This is a genomic window from Nocardioides sp. NPDC004968 (genome assembly GCF_040608935.1).
Lineage (GTDB): Bacteria > Actinomycetota > Actinomycetes > Propionibacteriales > Nocardioidaceae > Nocardioides.
Window position 1 is genome coordinate 16,145 of record NZ_JBEXJF010000019.1, and the last position, 24,277, is coordinate 40,421.

The following is a 24,277-nucleotide window of genomic DNA, read 5'->3' on the forward strand; positions in this document are numbered from 1 at the left end:
CACCCTATCCAGCGGTACAGTGCAGCGCCGCATCGTGGCGTCTGACTACGATGGGCACCCCGAGGTGTGCCGGGACACCACGGGGACCTGCAAGTTGAGCCGACCGGGACTGTGACGAGCACGGTGTCCGGCGGGGGAGATTTCATAAGAGGTTAGCGCCTCATGCGAAGAGTAGGGACATTGTGACCAGCGAGCAGTGGGGTCGGGTCGAGGAAGACGGAACGGTCTATGTGAAGACCGCTGAGGGCGAGCGTTCCGTGGGGCAATACCCGGAAGGCACGCCAGAGGAGGCACTTGCCTTCTTCACCAACCGGTTCGACCAGCTCGCCTTCGAGGTCGAGCAGCTCGAGCGGCGCGTGCATGCGGGCAAGACGTCGCCCGACGAGGCGACCGCGGCGGTCAAGACCGTCGTGGAGAAGGTGACCGACGCCAACGCGGTCGGTGATCTGGCCTCGCTGGTGGCGCGGCTGGACGCTCTGGCGCCAGTCATCGCCACCCAGCGCGAGGCCCGCAAGGCCGAGCGGGCCGCGAAGGCGGCCGAGGCGAAGGTCGCCAAGGAGGCTCTCGTCGACGAGGCCGAGAAGCTGGCCCAGAGCAACGACTGGCGCAACGGTGCCAACCGGCTGCGTGAGCTGCTCGACCAGTGGAAGGCGCTCCCCCGCATCGACCGCGGGTCCGACGACGCGCTGTGGCGGCGCTTCTCGACGGCGCGCACCGCCTACACGCGTCGCCGCAAGGCGCACTTCGCCGAGCTCAACGCCCGGCGCGAGGACGCCAAGGCGATCAAGGAGCGGATCATCGTCGAGGCCGAGCAGCTCTCCACCTCCACCGACTGGGGCCCCACCGCCGGGCGCTACCGCGACCTGATGCGCGACTGGAAGGCCGCCGGGCCGGCCCCCAAGGACGTCGACGACAAGCTCTGGAAGCAGTTCCGGGCCGCCCAGGACGTCTTCTTCGGTGCCCGTGACTCGGCCAACGCGGCGCTCGACGCCGAGTTCGCGCAGAACGCCGTGGTCAAGGAAAGTCTGCTCGCCGAGGCGCAGGAGCTTCTCCCGCTGCTGGAGAAGGGCGACGACCTCGACGCCGTCAAGCGTTCCTTCCGCGACATCGCCGAGCGCTGGGACGAGGCCGGCAAGGTCCCGCGCGACCGCATCAAGGAGCTAGAGGGCGCGATGCGAAAGGTCGAGCAGGCCATCAAGTCCGCCGAGGACGACCAGTGGCGCAAGTCCGACCCGGAGAAGTCCGCTCGAGCCGACGACATGATCGCCAAGCTCGAGGAGGCCATCGCCCAGGTCGAGAGCGACCTCGCCAAGGCCGAGGCCTCGGGTGACGCCCGCAAGATCAAGAGCCTCGAGGAGAACCTCGAGTCGCGTCGTCAGTTCCTCGAGATGGCCAAGCGCGCCAGCGCCGACTTCAGCTGACCCAGCTCCGACTCGGCGCGTCTGTCCCACTCAGGCGCGCCGAGTCGGCGCGTTCTGACGCAGAATCCGGCCGAGTCGGCTCATCCTGACGGAAATTTCCGGCGAGTCGGCTCGTCATAACGAGCCGACTCGGCGTGGGTTTACAGGCCGGCGGGAGGACCTGCGTCGGAGCCGCCGTGGGGCGGGCCGCCGTAGTACTCGCCCTTGCCCAGGGCCTGACCCCTGTTCCGATTCGCCACAGATTCGTCGACGCCTCGAGATGACTTTCTCACCGCTTGCCACACGACGGCACCGACGATCACGACGCCTACGGCAATCAGAAACCATGTGAACGGGTCCACGAGATGCTCACTTTCTCATTGGGTGACGCGGTAGGCGTCGAAGACGCCGGGAACGGTGCGTACCTGCTTCAAGACGGTGTCCAGGTGCTTGGAGTCGGCCATCTCGAAGGAGAAGCGGGACTTCGCGACGCGGTCGCGAGTGGTGGTCAGCTGGGCCGAGAGGATGTTCACGTGGGCGTCGGAGAGCGCCATCGTGATGTCGGACAGGAGCCGGGCCCGGTCGAGCGCCTCGACCTGGATGTTGACCAGGAAGACCGAGTTGGAGGTGGAGCCCCACTCGACCTCGAGCAGGCGCTCGGGGTGGGAGCGGAGCTCGGCGGCGTTGGTGCAGTCGGTGCGGTGGACGGAGACTCCCCCGCCCTTGGTGACGAAGCCGAGGATGTCGTCGCCGGGCACCGGCGTGCAGCACTTGGCGAGCTTGACCCAGACGTCCGGGGAGCCCTTGACGATCACGCCTGCGTCGGAGTTGGCGGTGGAGACCTTGCCGTGGCGCCTGCGGCCGACGTTGATGGCCTCGGCGAGGTCCTCGGCGGCACCGTCGTCGCCGCCGTGGTCCTCGATGACGCGGCGTACGACCGCCTGGGCAGAGAGGTGGCTCTCGCCGACCGCGGCGTAGAGCGCGTCGACGTCGGCGAGGTCGAAGTGGTCGGCCGCGAGCATGAGCGACTCGCGCGACATCAGCCGCTTGAGGGGCAGGCCCTCCTTGCGCATCAGCCGGGCGATCGCGTCCTGGCCCTTCTCGATGGCCTCGTCGCGGCGCTCGCGGGTGTGCCACTGCCGGATCTTCGCCTTCGCCCGGTTGGACTTGACGAAGGAGGTCCAGTCGCGCGACGGACCGGCGTTGGGCGACTTGGAGGTGAAGACCTCGACGACGTCGCCGCTCTCCAGGGTCGACTCCAACGGCACCAGACGGCCGTTGACCCGGGCGCCGATGGTCTTGTTGCCGACCTCGGTGTGGACGGCGTACGCGAAGTCGACCGGGGTCGCGTCGGCGGGCAGGGCGATCACGTCGCCCTTGGGCGTGAAGACGTAGACCTCGGTGCGCTTCATCTCGAAGCGCAGCGACTCCAGGAACTCGCCGGGGTCGTTGACCTCCGACTGCCAGTCCATGAGCTGTTTGACCCAGCTCATGTCGTTGTCCATCGGCCGGTCTGTGTCGACACCCGCGCGGCCGTCCTCCTTGTACTTCCAGTGCGCGGCGACGCCGAACTCGGCGCGGCGGTGCATCGCGAAGGTGCGGATCTGCAGCTCGACCGGCTTGCCCTGCGGGCCGATGACGGTGGTGTGCAGCGACTGGTACATGTTGAACTTCGGCATCGCGATGTAGTCCTTGAAGCGCCCCAGGACGGGGTTCCACCGCGAGTGCAGGATGCCGAGGACGGAGTAGCAGTCGCGCTCGTCCTCGACCAGGATTCGGATGCCGACCAGGTCGTTGATGTCGGAGAAGTCCTTACCGCCGACGATCATCTTCTGGTAGATCGAGTAGTAGTGCTTCGGTCGACCGGTGACGGTCGCCTTGATCCGGGCCTCGTGCAGGTCGCGCTCGACCTGGTCGATGACCTGGGCCAGGAACTTCTCCCGTGACGGGTTCCGGTCGGCGACGAGGCGGACGAGCTCGTCGTACATCTTCGGGTAGAGGGTCGCGAAGGCGAGGTCCTCTAGCTCGAACTTGATGGTGTTCATGCCGAGCCGGTGGGCCAGCGGCGCGTAGATGTCGAGGGTCTCGCGAGCGCTGCGCTCCTGGCTCTTCTGCGGGACGTAGCGGAGCGTACGCATGTTGTGCAGGCGGTCGGCGAGCTTGATCACCAGCACCCGGATGTCGCGGGACATCGCCACGACCATCTTGCGGATCGTCTCGGCCTGCGCGGAGTCGCCGTAGGTGACCTTGTCGAGCTTGGTGACGCCGTCGACGAGGTGGGCGACCTCCTCACCGAAGTCCCGGGTGAGCTCCTTGAGCGTGTAGGGCGTGTCCTCGACCGTGTCGTGCAGCAGCGCCGCAACCAGGGTCGGCTCGGTCATGCCGAGCTCGGCGAGGATCGTGGTCACCGCGAGCGGGTGGGTGATGTAGGGGTCGCCGCTCTTGCGCATCTGCGTGCCGTGCAGGCGCTCGGCGGTGACGTACGCCCGCTCCAGCAGGGCCAGGTCGGCCTTCGGGTGGTTGGACCTCACCGCCCGGAACAGCGGCTCCAGCACAGGATTGCCCGGCGTGCCGCGGCCGCCGATCCGGGCCAGGCGCGCACGGACGCTGCGGCCCGACGGGGCCGGGCCACTGCTCTCCCGCGCCTCGATGTTGTGCGCACGAGGCTGCGCGACGATGCGATCCTCTGCCATAGCCAGAGTCTACCGGCCCGACCCGGAGCGTTGGCTAGGACGACACTTGCGGGTTGGACACTTGCGGGCCACCTGCTAGCTGGTGAGCAGTGCGTGCACCGGCGTGTCCGGCAGCTTGCTGCGCGGGTCGAGGAAGCCGAGCTCGAGCAGGACCGAGACGCCTACGACGACACCGCCGCAGCGCTCGACGAGCTCGATCGTGGCCGCCGCGGTGCCACCGGTCGCGAGGACGTCGTCGATGACCAGCACCCGCTCCCCCGGCGCGACCGCGTCGGTGTGGATCTCCAGGGTGGCCTCGCCGTACTCCAGCGAGTAGGAGACCGCGTGGGTCTCGCGGGGCAGCTTGCCGGCCTTGCGGACGGGCACGAAGCCGACGCCGAGGTGCAGGGCCGCGGGGGCGCCGAGGATGAAGCCTCGCGACTCCATACCGAGCACCTTGGTGACGGTCACGTTGCCGCCGGCGTCACGCGCCGGAGCGGCGAGCGCCTCGACCACCTGGCTGAAGCCCGCGTGGTCGGCCAGCAGCGGAGTGATGTCCTTGAACCCGACGCCCGGCTCCGGGAAGTCGGGAACGTCGGCGACCAGCCGCTCGAGGGTTTCCTCGAGCGACCGGCCACCAGCGGCCGTCTCGGAGACAGTCACTTCCGCTTCGACCTCGACTCGCGCTTCGGCTGCGGACGCCCGGCTGCGCCGCTGTCGGAGACCTCACGGTGCTGGTCAGGTACGTTGCGGCCCCGGCCGGTCGCGTTGCGGTTGGGGCTGGTGCCCCGGCTCACGCCGGCTTCGTGAAGGTCCTCGGAGGGGGCGTCCCGGAGCTCGTCCGGCTCGTCGCCCTCCGCGACCGGCATGCCGTCGTCGAAGACCGGCACTGCGGCGTACTTGTCGGCTTCCTTCATCCGCGCGGCGGCACGCTTGTCGGCGTCGACGATGTCCTTCTCCTTCGACTTCAGGTGCACCAGCAGCGGGGTGGCGATGAAGATCGAGGAGTAGGTGCCGACGGCCATCCCGACGAAGAGGACCAGGGAGATGTCCTTCAGCGAGGAGGTGCCGAGCTGGACCGCGCTGACGTAGAGGATCGCGACGACCGGCAGCAGACCGATGATCGAGGTGTTGATCGAGCGGACCAGGGTCTGGTTGATCGCCAGGTTGGCCGCGGCGGCGTAGGTCTGCTTCTTCTGCGACAGGTTGCGGGTGTTCTCCTTGACCTTGTCGAAGACCACCACCGTGTCGTAGAGCGAGTAGCCGAGGATCGTCAGGAAGCCGGTGACCGTTGCCGGAGTCACCTCGAAGCCGATGATCGCGTAGACGCCGACCGTGATCACCACGTCGTGGAGCAGCGCGACGACGGCCGCGACCGACATCTTCCACTCCCTGAAGTAGATCCAGATGAACAGGACCACGCCGACGAGGAAGATGCCCAGCGCGAGGGCCGCCTTGGAGGCGACCCGCTGGCCCCAGCTGGGGCCGATGCCGGTGCGGCTGACGTCGTCCTCGGCCACGTCGGCGGTCTTGGTGATCGCCTCCATGATCGAGTCGTCGGCCTCGGAGTTGTCGGAGATCGCCTTGGTCTCGATGACGATCGACTTGGGGCCGGCCGTGCGCACCGTGGCGCCGTCGGCGGCTTCGACGGCCGTGTCACCGACCGCCGCGCGCAGGTCGTCGGCCAGCTCCTGGTCGGCCTGCGCGACGGTCACGGTGTAGCGCGTGCCGCCGGTGAAGTCGATGCCGAGGTTGATGCCCTGGAGCGAGACGCCGAGGACGACGGCGACGAGCACGACCGCGGAGACGGCGTACCAGAGCATCCGGCGACCGACGAAGTCGAAGGACTTCTCGCCGGTGTAGAGCTCCTTGCCGAGCCGCGAGATGGAGAACTTGCTCATCAGGCCTTGCCTCCGACCAGAGTGGTGCCCTTGGGCGTGGTGCCCTTGGGGGCGTCGACGGTGCCGATAGCGCGCTGGTCCATGCCGGAGAGCACGTGGCCCTTGTTGAAGAAGCCCCAGCCGGCCATCAGCTTGGTCATCGGGTGGGTGAACCAGAAGAACACCAGGACGTCGATGATGGTGGTCAGGCCGAGCATGAAGGCGAAGCCCTTGACCTCGTTGGTCGCGAAGACATAGAGCACGAACGCGGCCAGGAACGAGACACCGTCGGAGGCCAGACACGTGTTTCGGGCGCGCGGCCAGGCCGTGTCGACGGCCACCCGCATCGAGCGGCCCTCACGCATGTCGTCACGCATCCTCTCGTAGAGGATGATGAAGGAGTCGGCGGTGATGCCGATACCGACGATCAGACCGGCCACGCCCGGAAGGTCCAGGGTGACGCCGGCGGTCTCGCTGAGCAGCAGGATCATCCCGTACGTCATCGCCCCTGCCACAACCAGCGAGCCGATCACCACGATGCTCATCGCGCGGTAGTAGAGGATCGAGAAGATCACCACGAGGATCAGGCCGACGAGGCCGGCCCAGAGTCCGGCGGTGAGCTGGTTGCCGGCCAGGGTCGGGCCGATGACCCGGGTCTGGATGCCGTCCTCGGGGAAGTCGAGCGGCAGCGAGCCGTACTTCAGGTTGTTGGCCAGCGCGGCGGCGGACTCCTGAGTGAAGTCGCCGCTGATCTGGGCGCCTCCGCTGATCCGCGAGTCGGCGGTCGGGGCCGAGATCACCTTGGCGTCCAGGACGATCGCGAACTGCTCGCCGGTGCCGGCGATGGCGCCGGTGGTGTCGGCGAAGACCTTGTTGCCCTCGGACTTGAAGTCCAGGGTCACCACGTAGTTGGCCTGCTGCTGCGGGATGCCGTAGGAGGCCTCGCTGATCTCGGTGCCCTCGATGACGGCAGGCGTCAGCAGGTAGGGGACGCCGTCCTCGTCACAGGTCAGCAGCGGCTTTCCGGGGATGTCCTCGGCCGGCTCGGCGCCGGGAGCGGGGCAGGTGAAGGAGTTGTAGGCGGTCGCCCACTCCTGCGGCACCTTGCGCATGAACTCGACCGCGTCGTCGACCTTGACGACCTCGTTCTCGTTCTGCTTCTCGGGCTCGGCGCCAGCCGAGGCCGACGGGCTGGCGCTCGGGTCGGCGCTCTCGGAGGCCTTCTCGGACGACTTCTCGGAAGCGCTCGCGGTCTCGGAGGCGGTGGCGGTCTCGCCACCGAACGCCGCGCGCGGCGAGGTGCCCGGCACGGTGCCGGCCGAGGGGTCCTCGACCATCGAGCCGCTGGGGTCCGCCGCGCCGCAGGGCTTCTGCGGGCTGCAGGCGACCAGACGGAAGCGGAGCTTCGCGGTCTGGCGGACGCGCTCGGCGGTCTCCTGCTGCACCTTGCCGGTGCCGGGGATGGAGACCTTGATGACGTCGTTGCCCTCGGTGGTCACTCGGCCGCCGGTGATGCCGGAGCCGTTGACGCGCTGGTCGATGATCGACTTGGCCTCGTCGAGGCTCTCCCTCGGGACCGATCCGCCCTCGGAGTTCTCCGCGGTCATCGAGATCTCGGTGCCGCCGCGCAGGTCGAGGCCCAACTCGGGCTTCCAGGTGCCGGCGAACGCGATGCCGCCGAACATGATCGCAATGGCCAAGAAGAGCAGTGCGAGTGTCCGGCCGGGGCGCGCTGTCTTGCGTGCCATGTGTTGGTCAGTCCTTCTTGTCGAGGTCCACGATGACGTTCTCGGCGCCCTCAGGGGTCTCGTCGGCCTTGGCCTCGACCTCGGGCTCCTCGGCGGTGTTCTCGTCGATCTCCTCGGCAGGCGCCTCGGTGACCTTCTGGGCCACGGCCTGACGCACGACCTGGATGACGACGCCGTCGGCGATCTCGACCTTGATGTTCGTCGTGGTCTCCTCGACCTCCGTCACCGTGCCGAAGAATCCGGCGGTCAGCATCACCCGGTCACCCGGCTGGAGGTTGAGCTGGAGCTCACGAGCCTGCTTCGCACGCTTCTGCTGCGGCCTGATCAACAGGAAGTAGAACAGGACGATGATGACGATAAAAGGAAGGAATTCCACGGGGGTTCGGCTCCGACAGTCTGAGTGGTCACCGGCAGGCGCACGGCGACGTGCAAGTCTAACCAGGCACCTGGTTGAGACTGTGAATCAGGCCTCATCCCAGAGCGTTTCCTTGGACCAGGCCGCAGCCTCGGCGTTGGCCGGTACCGGCAGCCCGAGGTGCTCCCATGCGGCCGGGGTCGCGACCCTGCCACGCGGCGTACGCGCCAGGAAGCCGGACCGCACCAGGAACGGCTCGGCCACTTCCTCGACCGTCTCGCGCTCCTCCCCCACCGCGACGGCGAGGGTGGAGATGCCGACCGGGCCGCCACCGAACCTCCGGCACAGGGCGTCGAGGACGGCCAGGTCGAGGCGGTCCAGGCCGAGCGGGTCGACCTCGTAGAGATCGAGCGCCTTCTCGGCGATCTGCTGGGTGACCGTGCCGTCGGCCTTGACCTGGGCATAGTCGCGTACGCGGCGCAGCAGCCGGTTGGCGATCCGCGGAGTGCCGCGGGAGCGGCCGGCGATCTCGGAGGCGCCGTCGTCCTTGAGGGTGACGTCGAGCAGGCCCGCGGATCGGCGCACGATCAGCTCGAGGTCGGCCGGGTCGTAGAGCTCGAGGTGGCCGGTGAAGCCGAACCTGTCCCGGAGCGGGCCGGGAAGAAGGCCGGCCCGCGTGGTCGCGCCGACCAGCGTGAACGGCGGTAGGTCGATCGGGATCGCGGTCGCGCCCGGGCCCTTGCCGATGATCACGTCGACCCGGAAGTCCTCCATCGCCAGGTAGAGCATCTCCTCGGCGGGGCGGCTCATCCGGTGGATCTCGTCGACGAAGAGAACCTCGCCCTCGTTGAGCCCGCTCAGGATCGCGGCCAGGTCGCCGGCGTGGGTGATCGCCGGACCGCTCGTGATCCGAAGCGGCGCCGACATCTCGGCCGCGATGATCATCGCGAGGGTGGTCTTGCCGAGGCCTGGCGGCCCGGAGAGGAGTACGTGGTCGGGGGCTCGCTCACGCTGCCGCGCCGCCTCCAGGACGAGGCCGAGCTGCTCGCGGACGCGCTGCTGGCCGATCAGCTCGTCGAGGGTCTTCGGGCGCAGCGCGGCCTCGACGGCACGGTCGTCGCCGTCGGCCTCGGCGATGGTGAGCGACGAGAAGTAGTCTTCCTCGGCCCGGTCGAGATCGTCCTCGTGCATAGGTCCTTATGCCTTCGAAAGGGTGCGCAGGGCCGCCCGGAGCAGCAACGAGATGTTGGCCTGGTCGCCGGCCTCGGGCTCGATCGCGGTCACCGCCTTGTCGGCGTCCCGGGCGTTGTAGCCCAGGCCGACGAGGGCCTCGGTGACCTGGTCGCGCCACGGCGCCGCTGCGGTGGCGCGCGCCGGGACGGAGGCGGTGCCGGTCGGTGCGCCGATCCTGTCCTTGAGCTCCAGGATGATCCGCTGGGCGCCCTTCTGGCCGATGCCCGGAACCTTGGTGAGGGTCTTGGCGTCCTCGCCCGCGATGGCCAGACGGATGCCGTCGGGCGAGAGGACGGCGAGCATCGCCTGGGCGAGCTTCGGGCCGACACCGGAGGCGGTCTGGAGGAGCTCGAAGAGAGTGCGCTCGTCGGTGTCGGTGAACCCGAAGAGGGTCAGCGAGTCCTCGCGCACGACCAGGCTGGTCGGCAGGTGAGCCTCCTCGCCGGTCCGGAGCGTGGCCAGCGTGTTGGGCGTGCAGAGCAGCTCGATCCCGATGCCGCCGACCTCGACGACGGCGGTGGAGAGACTGACTGCGGCGACCTTGCCGCGCACAGACGCGATCATCGGCGTACCTTCCCTGCCGCGGCCACCGCGGCTTCGATGCGATTCTGGGCGCCTCCGCGCCACTGGTGGGTGATGGCCAGCGCGAGCGCGTCGGCGGCATCGGCAGGCTTCGGCGGGGTCGGGAGCCGCAGGATGCGGGTCACCATGGCGGTCACCTGCTGCTTGTCGGCCCGGCCGTTGCCGGAGACAGCGGCCTTGACCTCAGAGGGCGTGTGCAGGGCTACCGGCAGTCCGCGCCGGGCGGCGCAGACCATGGCGAGGCCGCTGGCCTGGGCCGTACCCATGATCGTGGAGACGTTCGAGCGCGCGAAGATCCGCTCGATCGCGACCGCGTCGGGCCGGTGCTCCTCGATCCAGGCGTCGATGCCCTTCTCGATGCTCACCAGCCGCTCCCAGACCGGAAGATCGGAGGACGTACGGATCACTCCGACGTCCACCATCGACAGCGGCCGACCGAGCGACCCGTCGACCACGCCCATCCCGCACCGGGTCAGGCCCGGGTCGATCCCAAGCACCCGCATCAGCACCTCCATCGAACGTCTGTTCGTAGCGTACCGGCATCGCTGGTCGAGCCGCCGGAGCCCCTGGGCGGAGGCGTGTCGAGCGTTGTATCGAGCTTGTCGAGATGACCAACACGGTCCTCTGTCCGCTCGACAGAACCGTGTTGGTCTCGACACGGATTCGCTCGTTCCTCACGAATCCGGCTCGACCAGCGAGCCGCTCAGGCGTCGACGGTCTCCATGACCTCGTCGGGGATGTCGGCGTTGGAGAAGACGTTCTGTACGTCGTCGAGGTCGTCGACGGCGTCGATGAGCTTGAAGACCTTCCCGGCGGCCGAGGCGTCGGCGACCGGGATGTCCATGCTCGCGACGAACTGGACCTCGGCGGAGTCGTAGTCGATGCCGGCGTCCTGCAGCGCGGTGCGGACCGCGACGACGTCGGACGGGTCGGAGACGATCTCGAAGGACTCACCGAGGTCGTTGACGTCCTCGGCACCCGCGTCGAGGGTGGCCTCGAGGAGGTCGTCCTCGGTGATCGTGTTGCCCTCCTGCGCCTTGGCCACGACGACGACGCCCTTGCGGTCGAAGAGTCGCGAGACCGAGCCCGGGTCGGCCATGGTGCCGCCGTTGCGGGTGACCGCGGTGCGCACCTCCATGGCCGCCCGGTTGCGGTTGTCGGTCAGACACTCGATGAGGAGCGCGACGCCCTGGGGGCCGTAGACCTCGTACATGATCGTGTCGTAGCTGACCCCGCCGCCGTCGAGCCCACCACCGCGCTTGACCGCGCGGTCGATGTTGTCGTTGGGGACCGACTGCTTCTTGGCCTTCTGGATCGCGTCGAAGAGGGTCGGGTTGCCCGTCGGATCGGGGCCGCCGGTCTTGGCCGCGATCTCGATCGTCTTGATGAGCTTGGCGAAGAGCTTGCCGCGCTTGGCGTCGATCGCCGCCTTCTTGTGCTTCGTCGTTGCCCACTTGGAGTGGCCGCTCATCTGGAAACCGTCCTTTGCCCCGCGTCGTCGCTGATGCTTGTCGTGCCACCACCGGAAGACGTCACAGGGCAGCAGGCCTCCATTCTAACTACGTGCCGTACGTCACCGTCAGCAGCAGGTGTCGACGAAGAGCTGATGCAGCCGGTCGTCGGCGTTGACCTCGGGATGGAACGAGGTCGCCATGAGCTGGTCCTGGCGTACGGCGACGGGGTGCTCCCCCACGCTCGCCAGCACCTCCACGCCCGGGCCGATCTGCTCGACCCAGGGCGCCCGGATGAAGACGCCGTGGACCGTGTCGTCCAGCCCGGTGACAACGAGGTCGGTCTCGAACGACTCCGTCTGCCGCCCGAACGCGTTGCGCCGGACGGTGATGTCGAGCCCGCCGATGGTCTCCTGGCCCTGGGCCGCGTCGAGCAGCCGGTCGGCCAGGAGCACCATGCCGGCGCAGGTGCCGAGCGCCGGCATCCCGCCCCGGACCCGCTCCCGAAGCGGGTCGAGCAGCTCGAACGTACGCGCCAGGCGCCACATCGTCGTCGACTCACCGCCGGGGATGACGAGCGCGTCGCACGCGTCGAGCTCCTCCCGGCGGCGTACGGATGTGTGTTTCATCCCCAGGCGGTCGAGAGCGGCGAGGTGCTCGCGGACGTCGCCCTGGAGGGCGAGTACGCCGACGGTGGTCACCAGCCGCGCTCCGCGAACTGGATCGACCTGGCGGGCTCGTCCACGTTGATGCCGACCATCGCCTCGCCGAGGCCGCGGGAGACCTTGGCGACGACGTCGGGGTCGTCGTGGAAGGTGGTCGCCTTGACGATCGCCTCGGCGCGCTGGGCCGGGTTGCCGGACTTGAAGATGCCGGAGCCGACGAAGACACCCTCGGCGCCGAGCTGCATCATCATCGCGGCGTCGGCGGGGGTCGCGATGCCGCCGGCGGTGAACAGGACGACCGGGAGCTTGCCGTTCTCGGCGACCTCCTTGACCAGCTCGTAGGGAGCCTGGAGCTCCTTGGCGGCCACGTAGAGCTCGTCCTCGGCGAGGGCGCCGAGACGGCGGATCTCGCGGCGGATCGTACGCATGTGGGTGACCGCGTTGGACACGTCGCCGGTGCCGGCCTCGCCCTTGGAGCGGATCATCGCCGCGCCCTCGGTGATGCGGCGCAGGGCCTCGCCGAGGTTGGTCGCGCCGCACACGAACGGCACGGTGAAGGCCCACTTGTCGATGTGGTTCTCGTAGTCGGCCGGGGTAAGCACCTCGGACTCGTCGATGTAGTCCACCCCGAGGCTCTGCAGCACCTGGGCCTCGGCGAAGTGGCCGATCCGGGCCTTGGCCATGACCGGGATGGAGACGGCCTCGATGATGCCGTCGATCATGTCGGGGTCGGACATGCGGCTCACGCCGCCCTGGGCGCGGATATCGGCGGGGACGCGCTCGAGCGCCATCACCGCCACCGCCCCGGCGTCCTCGGCGATCTTCGCCTGCTCGGCTGTGACCACGTCCATGATCACGCCGCCCTTGAGCATCTCCGCCATCCCGCGCTTGACCCGCGAGGTTCCCGTCTCATTCATGCTTGTTGCCATGGGCCGATCGTAGGTCGGGACGAGGCGTACGCCACCCTCGGAAAGCCCTGGTCAAGCCACTGTTCCCAAAGTGGACTGCTCCAAGTGGACTGCTACCCGGTCAAGGCCTCGGCGGCCTCTGCCACCGCCGTGGGTGCGCCGGCAAGCGACCAGGTGACGCCGCCGGCTTCCACCTGGGTCGTGGCTCCGCCGGCGCCCAGGACGAGGGCGGCGCCGGGGAGCCGGTCCCAGTCGGGGACGGAGTGCTGGCAGAAGAGGTGGAGCTTTCCCTGGGCGATGGCGGTGAGGTCCATCGAGCCGGAGCCGAGGATCCGGATCGAGGCGGCGCCGCTGGCGACGCGGACGTACGCCTCGCCGACCGGCTGCTTCAGCTTCGAGGGGTGGAGGTAGGTGGTGAGGCAGGCGAGGGCGAGCGGCGTGTCGGGCATCGCGTCGAGCCGGACGCCGTTGCGGGTCGTGGGCAGCTCTGGGCCGCCGACGTAGACCGCGTCCTCCGCCGGTGAGTAGATCGCACCCAGGACTATGCCGTCGCCGTCGGTCAGCGCCAGCGCCGAGCACCACCAGTCGAGGCCGCGTACGAAGTTGTAGGTGCCGTCGACCGGGTCGATGGTCCACACCCGGCCGGTGGTCGACTCGCGGGCCGACCCCTCCTCGCCGAGGATGCCGTCACCCGGGTGCTCGGCCGTCAGGCGTTCGACGATCGCCTTCTCGGCGGCCTTGTCGGCGGCGGTGACCAGGTCGGAGACCGAGGTCTTCGTCTCGATCGAGTCACCGATGCCCTCGTTGCGCATCTTCGCGGCGAGCGAGCCGGCACCGCGGACGAGCTCCACGGCCAGGCGTACGTCTGCCTCGGTGGGCGCGGTCACGAGGCCGCCTCCTCGGCGAGGGCCTGCTTGCGGACGGTCCAGACGCGCTGGCCGACGGTGACGGTCGAGGCCACAGCGAGGATCCACAGCGCGATGTAGATGAGCAGGTCGAGGGAGAAGATGCCGGCGAAGCCGGTCATCACCAGGACCAGGACCAGACGGTCGGCGCGCTCGGCGATGCCGACGTTGGCGGTGAAGCCCAGCGACTCGGCGCGGGCACGGGCGTAGGAGGTGACCGCACCTATGACGAGGCACCACAGGGACAGCGCGAGATAGAGGTCGGAGTCACCCGGGCCGGCGAAGTAGAGCGCCAGGCCACCGAAGACCGCGCCGTCGCCGAACCGATCGAGGGTGGAGTCCCAGAAGGCACCGAACTTCGACGTACGTCCGACGGCACGCGCCATCGCCCCGTCGATCAGGTCGCTGAAGACGAAGCAGGTGATGAAGATCGTGCCGGCCAGCAGCTCGCCGCGCGGGTAGAACGCCAGCGCTCCGACCACTACTCCGATGGTGCCGACGAGCGTCACGACATCGGGGCTGATCTTCAGCGCCACGAACAGCCGGACGATGGGCGCGAGGACGACTCCCTGAACGAAGCCTTTGATGTGATCCAACATGGCGCGGCCACGGTATCGGATCCCGTCGAGACGTCACTCCCGCGCGCCGAAACGTCACTCACATTCTGCCGAGGCGTCACTCCCGTCGGCCCAAACGTCACTCCCGTCGGCCGAGAGGTCAGCGGATGACGTCTCGGCCGACGTACGTGACGTCTCGGCCGACGTACCTGACGTCTCGGCCGACGTACCTGACGTCTCGGCCGACGTACCTGACGCCTCGGACGACGTACCTGACGCCTCGGCCGACGGCGGTGACGCCTCGGCTAGGTTCCTTCGGTCAGATCGCGGACCTCGGCGTAGCGAGAGCGCACGGCGGGGTCGGGGTCGGCCTCGTAGGTCTGGGTGCCGGCGAGCTCCCAGGTCGGGGGCTCCGCGCCGCCGGTGAGGAGCCAGGCGGCCTGGCGGGCGGCGCCGTCGGCGACGTACTCCCCCGGCTCGGGGACGAGTACGGGGTGGCCGAGGACGACGGGGGCGAGACGGCGTACGGCCTCGGAGCGGGCGCCGCCGCCGACGAGGAGGACGCGGTTGACCGCGACGCCCTGGGACTTCAGGGCGTCGATGCCGTCGGCGAGGCCGCAGAGCAGTCCCTCGACGGCGGCGCGGGCCAGGTAGGCGGGCTCGGCCGTGGCGAGGGTCAGACCGTGGATCACGCCACGAGCCGACGGCCGGTCGGGGGTGCGCTCGCCCTCGAGGTAGGGGACGAGGACCAGGCCGCCGGAGCCCGAGGGCGCCTCGAGCGCCAGCCGGGAGAGCTCCTCGTGGCTCACCCCGAGCAGCCGGGTGGTGGCGTCGAGGACGCGCGCGGCGTTGAGGGTGGCGACCAGCGGCAGGTAACGGCCGGTGGCGTCGGCGAAGCCCGCCACGGTGCCCGACGCGTCCGAGGTGGGTGTCTCCGAGACCGCGCAGGCGACGCCGGAGGTGCCGATGGAGACGACGACGTCGCCGGGCCGGGCGCCCACGCCCAGGGCCGCCCCGGCATTGTCGCCGCAACCGGGGCCGAGCAGCGCCCCGGCCGGTGTACGTCCCGCCGACGCCGAGGGCGCGAGCACCTCCGGCAGCACGACGTCGTCCCGCCCGAGCGCCCGTTTGAGCAGGTCGCGACGGTATTCGCCGGTCACGGCCGAGTAGTAGCCGGTGCCGCTGGCGTCGCTCCGGTCCGTACGCAGCGCCTCCAGCCCCGGGGCGCCGGCAAGCTTCCAGGACAGCCAGTCGTGGGGCAGGCACACCGCCGCGACCCGGGCCGCGGCGTCCGGCTCGTGCTCGGCGAGCCAGCGCAGCTTGGTGGCCGTGAAGCTGGCCACCTGCACCGAGCCGACGGCATCGGCCCAGGCCGCGGCACCCAGCTCGGTGTTGAGCGCGGCGGCCGCGCCGGCCGAGCGGGTGTCGTTCCACAGCAGTGCCGGGCGTACGACCTCTCCGGCCTCGTCCAGGCAGACCATCCCGTGCTGCTGTCCGCCGACGGAGACGGCGGCGACGTCATCGAGCCCGCCGGCCGCCTCGGCGGCCGACTCGAGCGCGGTCCACCACGCCGCCGGGTCCACCTCCGTCCCCTCGGGATGCGGCGCGGAGCCGGAGCGCACCAGCGCCCCGGTCTCCGCGTCACGGACGACGACCTTGCAGGACTGGGTCGAGGAGTCGACCCCGGCGACGAGCGGCATGCCCTGCAACCTAACGAAGCCCGAGGAGGTGGTCCATGGCCAGCTGGTCGAGGTGCTCGAACGCGTAGCCGTGGTCCAGCTTCTCGATGTCGTAGGTCGCCTTGCGGATGTCCTCGAGCGTCTCGCCCTCGGCCAGCGTCGGCACGGAGAGCTCCTCGACCTGCGAGGCCTCGAGCGCTGCCTTGACCTCCGGGTCCGCCCGGAAGGCCTTGGCCCGCTCACGCAGCACCAGGTAGTTGCGCATGCAGCCCGCGGCCGACGCCCACACGCCGTCCTCGTCCTCGGTGCGCGGCGGCTTGAAGTCGAAGTGGCGCGGGCCCTCGTAGCCCTTGGTCTCCAGCAGGTCGACCAGGTTGAACGCACCCCGCAGGTTGCCCGCGCCGAAGCGGAGGTCCTGGTCGAAGCGCGGGCCATGCTGGCCATTGAGGTCGATGTGGAAGAGCTTGCCGTGCCACAGCGCCTGGGCGACGCCGGAGGCGAAGTTGAGCCCGGCCATCTCCTCGTGACCGACCTCCGGGTTGAGGCCGACCATCTCCGGGCGGTCGAGAGAGTTGATGAAGGCGAGCGCGTGGCCGATGGTCGGCAGCAGGATGTCGCCGCGGGGCTCGTTGGGCTTCGGCTCGATGGCGAACCGGATGTCGTAACCCTGCTCGGTCACGTAGTCGCCGAGCAGGTTGACCGCCTCGCGGTAACGGTCGAGCGCGGACGCGATGTCCTTGGCAGCGTGCGACTCCCCACCCTCACGGCCACCCCACATGACGTACGTCGTGGCGCCGAGCTCGGCGGCGAGGTCGATGTTGCGCGCGACCTTGGCGATCGAGTAGCGGCGCACCTCGCGGTCGTTCGAGGTGAAGCCACCGTCACGGAAGACCGGGTGACCGAAGAGGTTGGTGGTGGCCATCGGCACCTTGAGGCCGGTCTCGTCCAGCGCGGCCTTGAGCTTGTCGATCTCCGCCTGGCGCTCCGCGTCGCTCGCGTCGATCGCGAAGACGTCGTTGTCGTGGAAGGTGATGCCGTAGGCGCCGAGCTCGGCCAGCTTGTGCACCGAGTGGGCGACGTCGAGGTGAGGCCGGCTCGCCGAGCCGAACACGTCCTGCCCGTTCCAGCCCACGGTCCACAGCCCGAAGGTGAACTTGTCCTCGGAGGTGGGGGTGTAATCGGTCATAGCCTTGCTTCCTCACATTAGTTCATGTCTCGGACTATATGATCAACATGAAACGCGACGGCCGTCACATTGTCAACCCTTTGAACACTTGCTAGCGGGTCGCTTGACCTAAAGTTCAGAACTTGGTCTAATCCCGTGCATGACCGTCAGAACCGAGCCTGCCCAGCATGCCGGGATGCGGGCGAGCAACCTCGCGCTCGTGCTCGGCGAGGTCGCCCGCACCAGCCCGGTCTCCCGGGCGCAGGTCGCTGCGCGCACCGGCCTGACGAAGTCGTCGGTATCCGGGCTGGTGTCCGATCTGATCTCCGCCGGCCTGATCCAGGAGAGCGCCCCGGCCGCGACCGAGCGTGGCCGGCCCGCCACGGCGCTCAACCTCGCTCCAGGAGGCGTCGCCGGTCTCGGCCTGGAGGTCAACGTCGACTACCTGGCCGCCGTGGTGACCGACCTGACCGGCATGCCGCGCTACCACCATGTCGTACGCCGCGACAACCGCGGCCGCGAGGTCGACGAGGTGGTCGCCGATCTCATCGATCTGGCCCGCACCGCCGCCCGCAGCGCCACCTCCCAGGGTCTGCCGCTGTCAGGTGCCTGCGTGGCGGTGCCCGGCCTGACCGTCGAGGGCGCCGTCGTACGCACCCCCAACCTGGGCTGGGCCCGGGTCGATCTCGCCGGCGCCGTCGGCGAGGGAACCGGGCTCGAGGTCGACGTGGAGAACGAGGCCAATCTGGCGGCTCTCGGCGAGATGTGGTTCGGCGGTCACGAGCACGACGGCGCTCCCCTGCGCGACTTCGTGCACGTCTCCGGCGAGATCGGCATCGGTGGCGGCATCGTGATCGGTGGCGAGGTCTTCCGCGGCGCGCACGCGGGCGCCGGCGAGCTCGGCCATGTCGTGGTGGCTCCCGACGGCCCGCGGTGCGGCTGCGGCGGCCACGGCTGCCTGGAGCGGATGGCCGGGCAGCAGGAGATCCTCGCCCGCGCGCAGGTGGAGACGATGGCTGGCCTCACCCGGGCCTGCGAGGCGGGCGATCAGGCGGCGCTCGACGCTGTCGCCGGCGCCGGCCGACACCTCGGCGTCGCACTCGCCTCGGTCATCACCCTCCTCGACCCCACCGCGATCGTGCTCGGTGGCGCGTTCGCCACGCTCGCGCCCTGGCTGACCAAGGCGACCGCGGCCTCGATCAGCCACCACACCGGTGCCGTCGAACCGCCCCGGCTGCTGGTCTCCGGGCTCGGCAGCGACGCCGCCGTGCGCGGAGCGGCCGGGACCGTCGTACGCCGCGTCATCGCCGATCCCGCCGCCCATCTCGCCCGCCAGGCGGCCCGCGCCACCGGCTAGATGCGCGAGACCGCCGCCGTCGTCATCCGCTGGTCGGAGGGGCCGACCCGGTGCACGTCACCGGTGATCGTGACCAGAGCCTTGTCGGTGCCCGACTCGCCGGCGGCCGAAGCGGCCTCGACGTCGGAGAGCTCCGCGATGCCCTCGGCCACGGCGGTGGCGACCTTCTCCCCTGCCGAGGCGGCGACCCAGACCTCGACCTCACCGGGCTCGACGACGCGGTTGTAGCTGCGGTCGGCGAAGGCCAACCGAGTCGTCGGCACGTCGAAGCGTACGGTCGCCGACTCGCCCGGCTGCAGCGCCACCCGCTGGTAGCCGAGCAGCTGCGTGACCGGGCGGACCACCGAAGCGAGCAGATCGCGTCCGTAGAGCTGGACCACGTCCACGCCGGCGACGTCACCGACGTTGGTGACGGTCGCCTCGACACCAAAGGTGCCACCCGCCTCGACCGAGCGGTCGGCCGAGAGCCCGCTGTAGCCGAAGGTGGTGTAGGAGAGCCCGAAGCCGAACGGGCGGGCCGGCGTCGGGTCGGTGCTGGTGACCTCGGACGGACCGCCCAACAGCGGCTGGAGGTAGCTGTAGGGCTGAGTCCCGGAGACCCGCGGCAGCGAGACCGGGAGCCGGCCCGACGGGTTGACCGCGCCGGAGATGACGCGCGCCAGTGCCGCACCGCCCTCCTCACCGGGGAAGAACGCCTGCAGCGCCGCGGCGGGGCGGGCCTCGTCGTCGAGCGCCCACCCGATGGCGTACGGGCGGCCGGTGACGACCACGAGCACGACGGGCGTGCCCGTCGCGACGACCGCGGACACCAGCTCGCGCTGGACGCCGGGGAGCTCGAGCGACTCGGAGTCGTTGCCCTCCCCCACCGTCCCGCGGCCGAAGAGGCCGGCCTGGTCGCCGACGACGACCACGGCCACGTCGGCGTCCTCGGCGGCGGAGACCGCGGCGGGGAACCCAGAGCGGTCCGTGCCCTCGACGTCACATCCGGCGACGACCTCGCAGGAGGAGGCGCCGAGCTCGGCCCGGACCGCCTCGGCGATCGTCGGCAGCTCGATGCCCAGAGGCTTCTCGGGGTAGCTCACCATCACGTGGTTGACGAAGGAGTAGCAACCCATCAGCGCCTCGGAGCGGTCGGCGTTCGGGCCGATGATCGCCACCTTGCCGAGGTCGCCCCTGAGCGGGAGGACCCCGTCGTTGCTGAGCAGCACGACCGACTCCTCGGCAAGCCGACGGGCCAGCGAGCGGTGGGCCGGGGAGTCCAGGTCGATCGACTCCGGAGCCCCTTCCTCCAGACCGGCCGCGAAGGACTCGTCGAGAAGACCGAGCTCCTCCTTCTGCTTCAGCGCGCGCAGCACGGCCCGGTCGACGATCGCCTCGGAGACCTCGCCGGAACGGATCAGCGCCGCGAGCGGCTCGAGGTAGGCATCCCCGCTCGGCAGCTCGATGTCGACACCTGCCTCGAGGGCGTACGCAGCTGCCCTCCCGCGATCGGCGGCGATCGCATGCATCACCGCCAGGAACGCGACACCGAAGTAGTCGGCGACCACGACCCCGTCGAAGCCCCAGGTCTCGCGCAGCAGCGTGGTGAGGTGCTCGATCGAGGCATGCTGCGGCACACCATCGATGTCGTTGTAGGACGCCATCACCGACCGCGCGCCACCGTCGAGGACTGCCATCTCGAACGGCGGCAGGAAGATGTCGGCGATCTCGCGCGGACCCGCCGAGAGCGGCGCGTGGTTGCGCCCGGCCCGCGAGCCCGAGTAGCCCACGAAGTGCTTCAACGTGGCATGCACACCGGCCGACTGCAGCCCGCGGACGTACGCAGTGCCGACGGTCCCGACGAGGTAGGGGTCCTCGCCGATGGCCTCCTCGCACCGGCCCCAGCGCGCGTCCCGGATCACGTCCAGCACGGGCGCCAGGCCCTGGTGGATGCCGAGGTCGCGCATGTCGGACCCGATCATCGCCGCCATCTCCTCGACCGCCTCGGGGTCGAAGGTGGCTCCCCAGGCCAGCGGGGTGGGAAACGTCGCCGCCTCCCAGGTCGCGAGTCCGGTCAGGCACTCCTCGTGGACCAGCGCGGGGATCCCCAGTCGGGTCTCGTCGACCAGGCGCTTCTGCTCGGCCCACAGCCAGGCGGCCCGCTCGGCGGGCTCGACCGGCCGGGTGCCGTAGACCCGGGTGTAGTGGCCCAGGCCGTGGGCGGTGATCTCCGAGAGTCGGCGGTCACCTCCCGAGATGTTGCTGCTCATCTCGTTGGCCATCGGCGCGACGACGTCGCCGCCGCGATCGAGCCAGTAGCCCACGATCTGGGCGAGCTTCTCCTCCAAGGTCATCTGGGCATGCAGGTCGCGCACGCGGTCGGAGACGTGCGGCCAGGCGGGAAGGGGGGCGTTTTCAGTCACAGTTGTCCCTACTAGCCCTTCACCGCGCCCTGCAGGCCGCTGACGAGCCGGCGCTGGAAGGCGAGGAAGAGCACGAGAGCCGGGATCATCGCGAGCGTGGTGAACGCGAGGACACCGGCAGTGTCGGCGGAGTGTTCGGTGGAGAAGTCGGCGACGCCGAGCGGAAGCGTGCGCATCTTGTCCTGCAGCAGCAGGAGCGGCAGCAGGTAGGCGTTCCAGGAGGTCACGAAGGCCAGCACCCCGACGGTGATCATCCCGGGTGCGGACAGCGGCATCAGGACCCGCCAGAAGATGCCGATCCGGCTGGCGCCGTCGATCAGGGCGGCCTCCTCCAGCTCCTTGGGCAGCGCCATCAGGAACGGCCGGAGGATGACCACCGTCATCGGCAGCGCGAACGCCGCCTGCGGCAGGGCCACGCCCCACCACGTGTTCGCCATCTGCAGGTTGCGGGTGATGATGATGAACAGCGGGATGATCGCCACCGCGGCCGGGAAGAGCAGGCCGAGCACGAAGACCATGAACAGCGCCTCGCGCCCGCGGAACTGGTAGCGGGCCAGCGGGTACGCCGCCATCAGCCCGAAGACGACGGTCACCACGGTGGTGATGATCGCGATCATCGTCGAGTTGAGTGCGTACTGCCAGAACGAGGGGTTGTTCAGCACGCCCGCGTAGTTCGTCCAGACCCAGGGGTCGGGCAGCCCGGCCGGCTTGTCGGCGAGCTGGGCGTTGCTGCGGAAGCCGCCCAGCGCGCCGTAGAGGACGGGCCCGAGCGTGATCGCGACCACGACGAGCGCGATCAGGTAGACCCACAGGTTGCCGCCGCCGAAGCTGCGGCGACGCTGCTTGCGGGGTGATCGGCCCGAGCCGTTTCCGGTCTCGGCGAGAGGTTCGAGGGTCACGCTGGCCATCACGCCGCCTTTCGCTTGCGGAAGAGAGCACCGACCAGAGCGCGCTCCGCCCGGGTGTATCGCTGGGTGTCGTCCTGGGTGTCACGACGCAGGATGAGGACCTGGTAGGCCAGCGCCATCGCGAAGGCGATGACGAACAAGATCACCGAGGCAGCGCCCGCGATGCCGTAGTTGTGGCGCTTGGTGCCCTCGTCGATCAGGTACGTCGCCATGGTGGTCGTCGCGTTCGCGGGACCGCCCTGGGTGAGCACCCAGATCATGTCGAAGCACTGGATCGACCCGATCATCGACAAGAAGGCCCAGGTGCGCATGGTCGGACCCAGCAGCGGGATGGTGATCTGCCGCTGCGTCTGCCACCAGGAGGCGCCGTCGAGCTGGGCGGCCTCGTAGAGCTCCTCGGAGATACCCTGCATGGCTGCCAGGAAGAGCAGCACGGCCAGGCCGAGATACTTCCAGGTGAGCACCAGGAGCACGACCCACAGGGCGTACTCCGGGGTGCCCAGCCAGCCCTGATCGGGCGGGGTCAGCCCGACCTTCGCGGTCATCGCGTCGAAGAAGCCGTACTGCGGCTGCAGCAGCTGCAGCCAGACCACCGCGGCGATGACCTCGGCGAGGACGTACGGCACGAAGATGATGGTCCGGAGCAGGCCCTGGCCCCTCATCCTCCGATTGAGCAGCAGCGCGATCGCCACCCCGAGCGGCAGCTGGAGCAGGATCGAGCCCACCACGATCACCGCGTTGTGGGCGACCGCGCTGCGGAAGACCTCGTCGCCGAGGACCTCGGCGTAGTTCTCCAGGCCGACGAAGTCGGTCAGGTCGCCGAAGCCCTTCCAGTCATAGACCGAGAAGCGCACCGCGGTGATGATCGGCCAGGCGACGAAGAGCGCGATGAGCACCAGTGCCGGAGTGACGAAGACAAGGATCTCGAATCGCTTGCGCCAGGTGTCACCACTGAGTCCGGCACCCCTCGTACCGCCGGGCCCCCGGCGTACAGGAGCTGTACGCCGGGTGCCCGATGTGGCGTGTCCTGGCACCGCCCGAGCGGGGTCGGTCACGTCGTGTGTCACAGGTTCGACTCACTTTTCCTTGTCCGCGGCGGCCTGGGTGGCCTCGACGATGTCGGCTGCCGAGCCCTTCCCCGCGAAGACGTTGATGATGGCGTCGTTCATCGCGCCGCCGACGGACTGGCCGAAAGCGGTGTCGAAGTAGAGCTGGACGTACGGAGCGCTGTCACGGACCTTGATCAGGTCGGCCAGAGCGGGGTCGGTCAGCGAGCCGACCGCGTCGGGGTTGGTCGGCAGGCCCATCCCGTTCTCGGCGAAGCCCTTCTGCACATCGGTGGAGAGCAGGTACTTGGCGAAGTCGACCGATGCGTCGGGAGCGCCCTCGGAGACAGCCCAGGCGTCACCGCCGCCCATCTGCGCGGCCGGGTCGCCCTGGCCACCGTCGATGGTCGGGAAGGAGAACCAGCCGGTCTTCTCGCCCAGGCCCTTCTTGTCCTCGGTGATGCCCTGCATCACGCCGGGCTCCCAGTGGCCGGCGAGCTCCATGGCGACCTTCTCGGTCGCGAGGAGGCCGGAGGCCGAGGTCGGTCCCTCCTGGGCGCCGGTGGAGAGGAAGCCCTTGTTGAACGGCTCCTTCGCGACGATGTCGACGACGTCCTCACCGGCCTTCTCGAAGCAAGAGTCGGAGAAGTCGAGACTCTTGACCGCCGAGTTCAGCACGTCCTGCGAGCACTCCCGGACCGCGGTCCAGTAGTAGTAGTGCGCGGCCGGCCAGGCGTCCTTGGCACCGACCGAGACCGGCTGGATGTTCGCGGCCTTGAGCTTGTCGACGGCGGCGTAGAACTCATCCATCGTCTTCGGCGCGGTGCTGATGCCGGCCTTGGCGAAGAGGTCCTTGTTGTACCAGAAACCGACGACTCCGATGGAGAACGGCAGGGCGTACGTCTGGTCCTCGACCTGCCAGCCGGCGACCGAGCCGCCGATCATCTCGATCTCGTCGGCCGCGTCCTCGCTCAGGTCCTTGGTCAGCCCCGCCTCGACGTGGTCGGCGAGCTCGCCGCCGCCACGCTCCATGTAGACGTCGGGGATCTGCTCGGGGTCACCGCTCTGGAACGCAGCGTCCAGCTTGGTGAGCATGTCCTCGTGCGCGAACGCCTGCACCTTGACGTCGACGCCGGGGTTCGCCTTCTCGAAGTCCTTGGCGACCTGCTCGTAGTAGCCCTTCCCGGGATCGTTGTTGGAGTTGTGCCACCAGATGATGGTGTTGTCGTCGCCGCCACCGGAGTCGCCCGAGCCACCACAACCGGTGGCGGCAATCATCAATCCGGCGCACAGCGCGGCGAGCGCTTGTGTCTTCCTCGACATCTTGGGACCTCTTCGTCACAGTTCTGGATGTTTGGGGCATG

General features: G+C 69.4%; 21 protein-coding genes. 2 read left to right on the plus strand and 19 right to left on the minus strand.

What is annotated here, in order from left to right:
* Window positions 1-182: 182 nt before the first annotated feature.
* Window positions 183-1,421: a DUF349 domain-containing protein gene (locus ABZU72_RS17750; RefSeq protein ID WP_355020149.1), complete on the plus strand. Its 1,239-nt coding sequence runs from the start codon at window positions 183-185 to the stop codon at window positions 1,419-1,421.
* Between the two features lie 356 nt (window positions 1,422-1,777).
* Here the strand turns inward: ABZU72_RS17750 and ABZU72_RS17755 are convergent, their stop codons facing one another.
* The 15 genes from ABZU72_RS17755 to xylA all read right to left on the minus strand — a co-directional run bounded on the left by ABZU72_RS17755 (window position 1,778) and on the right by xylA (window position 17,221).
* A complete protein-coding gene (locus ABZU72_RS17755) occupies window positions 1,778-4,093 on the minus strand; it encodes a bifunctional (p)ppGpp synthetase/guanosine-3',5'-bis(diphosphate) 3'-pyrophosphohydrolase (RefSeq protein ID WP_355020150.1) in 2,316 nt (771 codons plus the stop codon).
* A gap of 75 nt (window positions 4,094-4,168) precedes the next feature.
* Window positions 4,169-4,735, minus strand: coding sequence for an adenine phosphoribosyltransferase (locus ABZU72_RS17760; protein ID WP_355020151.1), 567 nt, complete (start codon window positions 4,733-4,735; stop codon window positions 4,169-4,171).
* Entirely contained in the window at window positions 4,732-5,973 is a 1,242-nt protein-coding gene (secF, locus tag ABZU72_RS17765) for a protein translocase subunit SecF (RefSeq protein WP_355020152.1), read from the minus strand. Before secF ends, ABZU72_RS17760 begins: the two co-directional genes overlap by 4 nt.
* Entirely contained in the window at window positions 5,973-7,700 is a 1,728-nt protein-coding gene (gene secD / locus ABZU72_RS17770; RefSeq protein WP_355020153.1) for a protein translocase subunit SecD, read from the minus strand. The genes secF and secD overlap by 1 nt, the downstream gene beginning before the upstream one ends.
* 7 nt (window positions 7,701-7,707) lie before the next feature.
* Window positions 7,708-8,076 carry a preprotein translocase subunit YajC gene (gene yajC, locus ABZU72_RS17775; protein ID WP_355020154.1) on the minus strand — a complete coding sequence of 123 codons (369 nt, stop codon included), beginning with the start codon at window positions 8,074-8,076 and terminating at the stop codon, window positions 7,708-7,710.
* 87 nt (window positions 8,077-8,163) lie between these two features.
* Window positions 8,164-9,246, minus strand: a complete 1,083-nt coding sequence (ruvB, locus tag ABZU72_RS17780) for a Holliday junction branch migration DNA helicase RuvB (protein ID WP_355020155.1) — start codon at window positions 9,244-9,246, stop codon at window positions 8,164-8,166.
* Window positions 9,247-9,252: 6 nt separating this feature from the next.
* Window positions 9,253-9,852 (minus strand): Holliday junction branch migration protein RuvA, encoded by a 600-nt coding sequence (gene ruvA, locus ABZU72_RS17785; RefSeq protein ID WP_355020156.1) that lies wholly within the window; start codon window positions 9,850-9,852, stop codon window positions 9,253-9,255.
* Window positions 9,849-10,373, minus strand: coding sequence for a crossover junction endodeoxyribonuclease RuvC (gene ruvC, locus ABZU72_RS17790; RefSeq protein WP_355020157.1), 525 nt, complete (start codon window positions 10,371-10,373; stop codon window positions 9,849-9,851). The genes ruvA and ruvC overlap by 4 nt, the downstream gene beginning before the upstream one ends.
* A gap of 200 nt (window positions 10,374-10,573) precedes the next feature.
* On the minus strand, window positions 10,574-11,341 hold the full coding sequence (locus ABZU72_RS17795) for a YebC/PmpR family DNA-binding transcriptional regulator (protein ID WP_355020158.1): 768 nt from the start codon (window positions 11,339-11,341) through the stop codon (window positions 10,574-10,576).
* Between the two features lie 108 nt (window positions 11,342-11,449).
* Window positions 11,450-12,022, minus strand: coding sequence for a pyridoxal 5'-phosphate synthase glutaminase subunit PdxT (pdxT, locus tag ABZU72_RS17800; protein WP_355020159.1), 573 nt, complete (start codon window positions 12,020-12,022; stop codon window positions 11,450-11,452).
* A complete protein-coding gene (gene pdxS / locus ABZU72_RS17805) occupies window positions 12,019-12,915 on the minus strand; it encodes a pyridoxal 5'-phosphate synthase lyase subunit PdxS (protein ID WP_355020160.1) in 897 nt (298 codons plus the stop codon). The genes pdxT and pdxS overlap by 4 nt, the downstream gene beginning before the upstream one ends.
* A 92-nt stretch (window positions 12,916-13,007) precedes the next feature.
* A complete protein-coding gene (locus ABZU72_RS17810; protein WP_355020161.1) occupies window positions 13,008-13,781 on the minus strand; it encodes an inositol monophosphatase in 774 nt (257 codons plus the stop codon).
* Window positions 13,778-14,398 carry a phosphatidylinositol phosphate synthase gene (pgsA, locus tag ABZU72_RS17815; RefSeq protein ID WP_355020162.1) on the minus strand — a complete coding sequence of 207 codons (621 nt, stop codon included), beginning with the start codon at window positions 14,396-14,398 and terminating at the stop codon, window positions 13,778-13,780. The genes ABZU72_RS17810 and pgsA overlap by 4 nt, the downstream gene beginning before the upstream one ends.
* A 263-nt stretch (window positions 14,399-14,661) precedes the next feature.
* On the minus strand, window positions 14,662-16,056 hold the full coding sequence (gene xylB / locus ABZU72_RS17820) for a xylulokinase (protein WP_355020163.1): 1,395 nt from the start codon (window positions 16,054-16,056) through the stop codon (window positions 14,662-14,664).
* 10 nt (window positions 16,057-16,066) lie between these two features.
* Window positions 16,067-17,221: a xylose isomerase gene (xylA, locus tag ABZU72_RS17825; RefSeq protein WP_355020164.1), complete on the minus strand. Its 1,155-nt coding sequence runs from the start codon at window positions 17,219-17,221 to the stop codon at window positions 16,067-16,069.
* 139 nt (window positions 17,222-17,360) lie between these two features.
* On the opposite strand from xylA, the gene ABZU72_RS17830 reads away from it, so the two are divergent.
* On the plus strand, window positions 17,361-18,557 hold the full coding sequence (locus tag ABZU72_RS17830; RefSeq protein ID WP_355020165.1) for an ROK family transcriptional regulator: 1,197 nt from the start codon (window positions 17,361-17,363) through the stop codon (window positions 18,555-18,557).
* Here ABZU72_RS17830 and ABZU72_RS17835 read toward each other — a convergent pair.
* From ABZU72_RS17835 to ABZU72_RS17850, 4 genes are read right to left on the minus strand one after another with little or no spacing between them, the layout of a single operon-like run.
* Window positions 18,554-20,959 (minus strand): glycoside hydrolase family 3 N-terminal domain-containing protein, encoded by a 2,406-nt coding sequence (locus ABZU72_RS17835; protein WP_355020166.1) that lies wholly within the window; start codon window positions 20,957-20,959, stop codon window positions 18,554-18,556. The genes ABZU72_RS17830 and ABZU72_RS17835 overlap by 4 nt on opposite strands.
* An 11-nt stretch (window positions 20,960-20,970) precedes the next feature.
* Window positions 20,971-21,867 carry a carbohydrate ABC transporter permease gene (locus ABZU72_RS17840; protein ID WP_355020167.1) on the minus strand — a complete coding sequence of 299 codons (897 nt, stop codon included), beginning with the start codon at window positions 21,865-21,867 and terminating at the stop codon, window positions 20,971-20,973.
* The gene (locus tag ABZU72_RS17845) at window positions 21,867-22,934 is read right to left on the minus strand and encodes a sugar ABC transporter permease (protein ID WP_355020168.1); all 1,068 of its coding nucleotides are present in this window, start codon (window positions 22,932-22,934) and stop codon (window positions 21,867-21,869) included. Before ABZU72_RS17845 ends, ABZU72_RS17840 begins: the two co-directional genes overlap by 1 nt.
* Before the next feature lie 9 nt (window positions 22,935-22,943).
* Window positions 22,944-24,236: an extracellular solute-binding protein gene (locus tag ABZU72_RS17850; protein WP_355020169.1), complete on the minus strand. Its 1,293-nt coding sequence runs from the start codon at window positions 24,234-24,236 to the stop codon at window positions 22,944-22,946.
* Window positions 24,237-24,277: the final 41 nt, after the last annotated feature.

Coding starts and splice junctions, on each gene's coding strand:
- ABZU72_RS17755 (WP_355020150.1), bottom strand. CDS start 4,093: ATGGCAGAGGATCGCATCGTCGCGCAGCCTCGTGCGCACAACATCGAG.
- secF (WP_355020152.1), bottom strand. CDS start 5,973: ATGAGCAAGTTCTCCATCTCGCGGCTCGGCAAGGAGCTCTACACCGGC.
- secD (WP_355020153.1), bottom strand. CDS start 7,700: ATGGCACGCAAGACAGCGCGCCCCGGCCGGACACTCGCACTGCTCTTC.
- ruvB (WP_355020155.1), bottom strand. CDS start 9,246: ATGCACGAGGACGATCTCGACCGGGCCGAGGAAGACTACTTCTCGTCG.
- ruvA (WP_355020156.1), bottom strand. CDS start 9,852: ATGATCGCGTCTGTGCGCGGCAAGGTCGCCGCAGTCAGTCTCTCCACC.
- ruvC (WP_355020157.1), bottom strand. CDS start 10,373: ATGCGGGTGCTTGGGATCGACCCGGGCCTGACCCGGTGCGGGATGGGC.
- ABZU72_RS17795 (WP_355020158.1), bottom strand. CDS start 11,341: ATGAGCGGCCACTCCAAGTGGGCAACGACGAAGCACAAGAAGGCGGCG.
- pdxS (WP_355020160.1), bottom strand. CDS start 12,915: ATGGCAACAAGCATGAATGAGACGGGAACCTCGCGGGTCAAGCGCGGG.
- pgsA (WP_355020162.1), bottom strand. CDS start 14,398: ATGTTGGATCACATCAAAGGCTTCGTTCAGGGAGTCGTCCTCGCGCCC.
- xylB (WP_355020163.1), bottom strand. CDS start 16,056: ATGCCGCTCGTCGCCGGGGTCGACTCCTCGACCCAGTCCTGCAAGGTC.
- xylA (WP_355020164.1), bottom strand. CDS start 17,221: ATGACCGATTACACCCCCACCTCCGAGGACAAGTTCACCTTCGGGCTG.
- ABZU72_RS17830 (WP_355020165.1), top strand. CDS start 17,361: ATGACCGTCAGAACCGAGCCTGCCCAGCATGCCGGGATGCGGGCGAGC.
- ABZU72_RS17840 (WP_355020167.1), bottom strand. CDS start 21,867: ATGGCCAGCGTGACCCTCGAACCTCTCGCCGAGACCGGAAACGGCTCG.
- ABZU72_RS17850 (WP_355020169.1), bottom strand. CDS start 24,236: ATGTCGAGGAAGACACAAGCGCTCGCCGCGCTGTGCGCCGGATTGATG.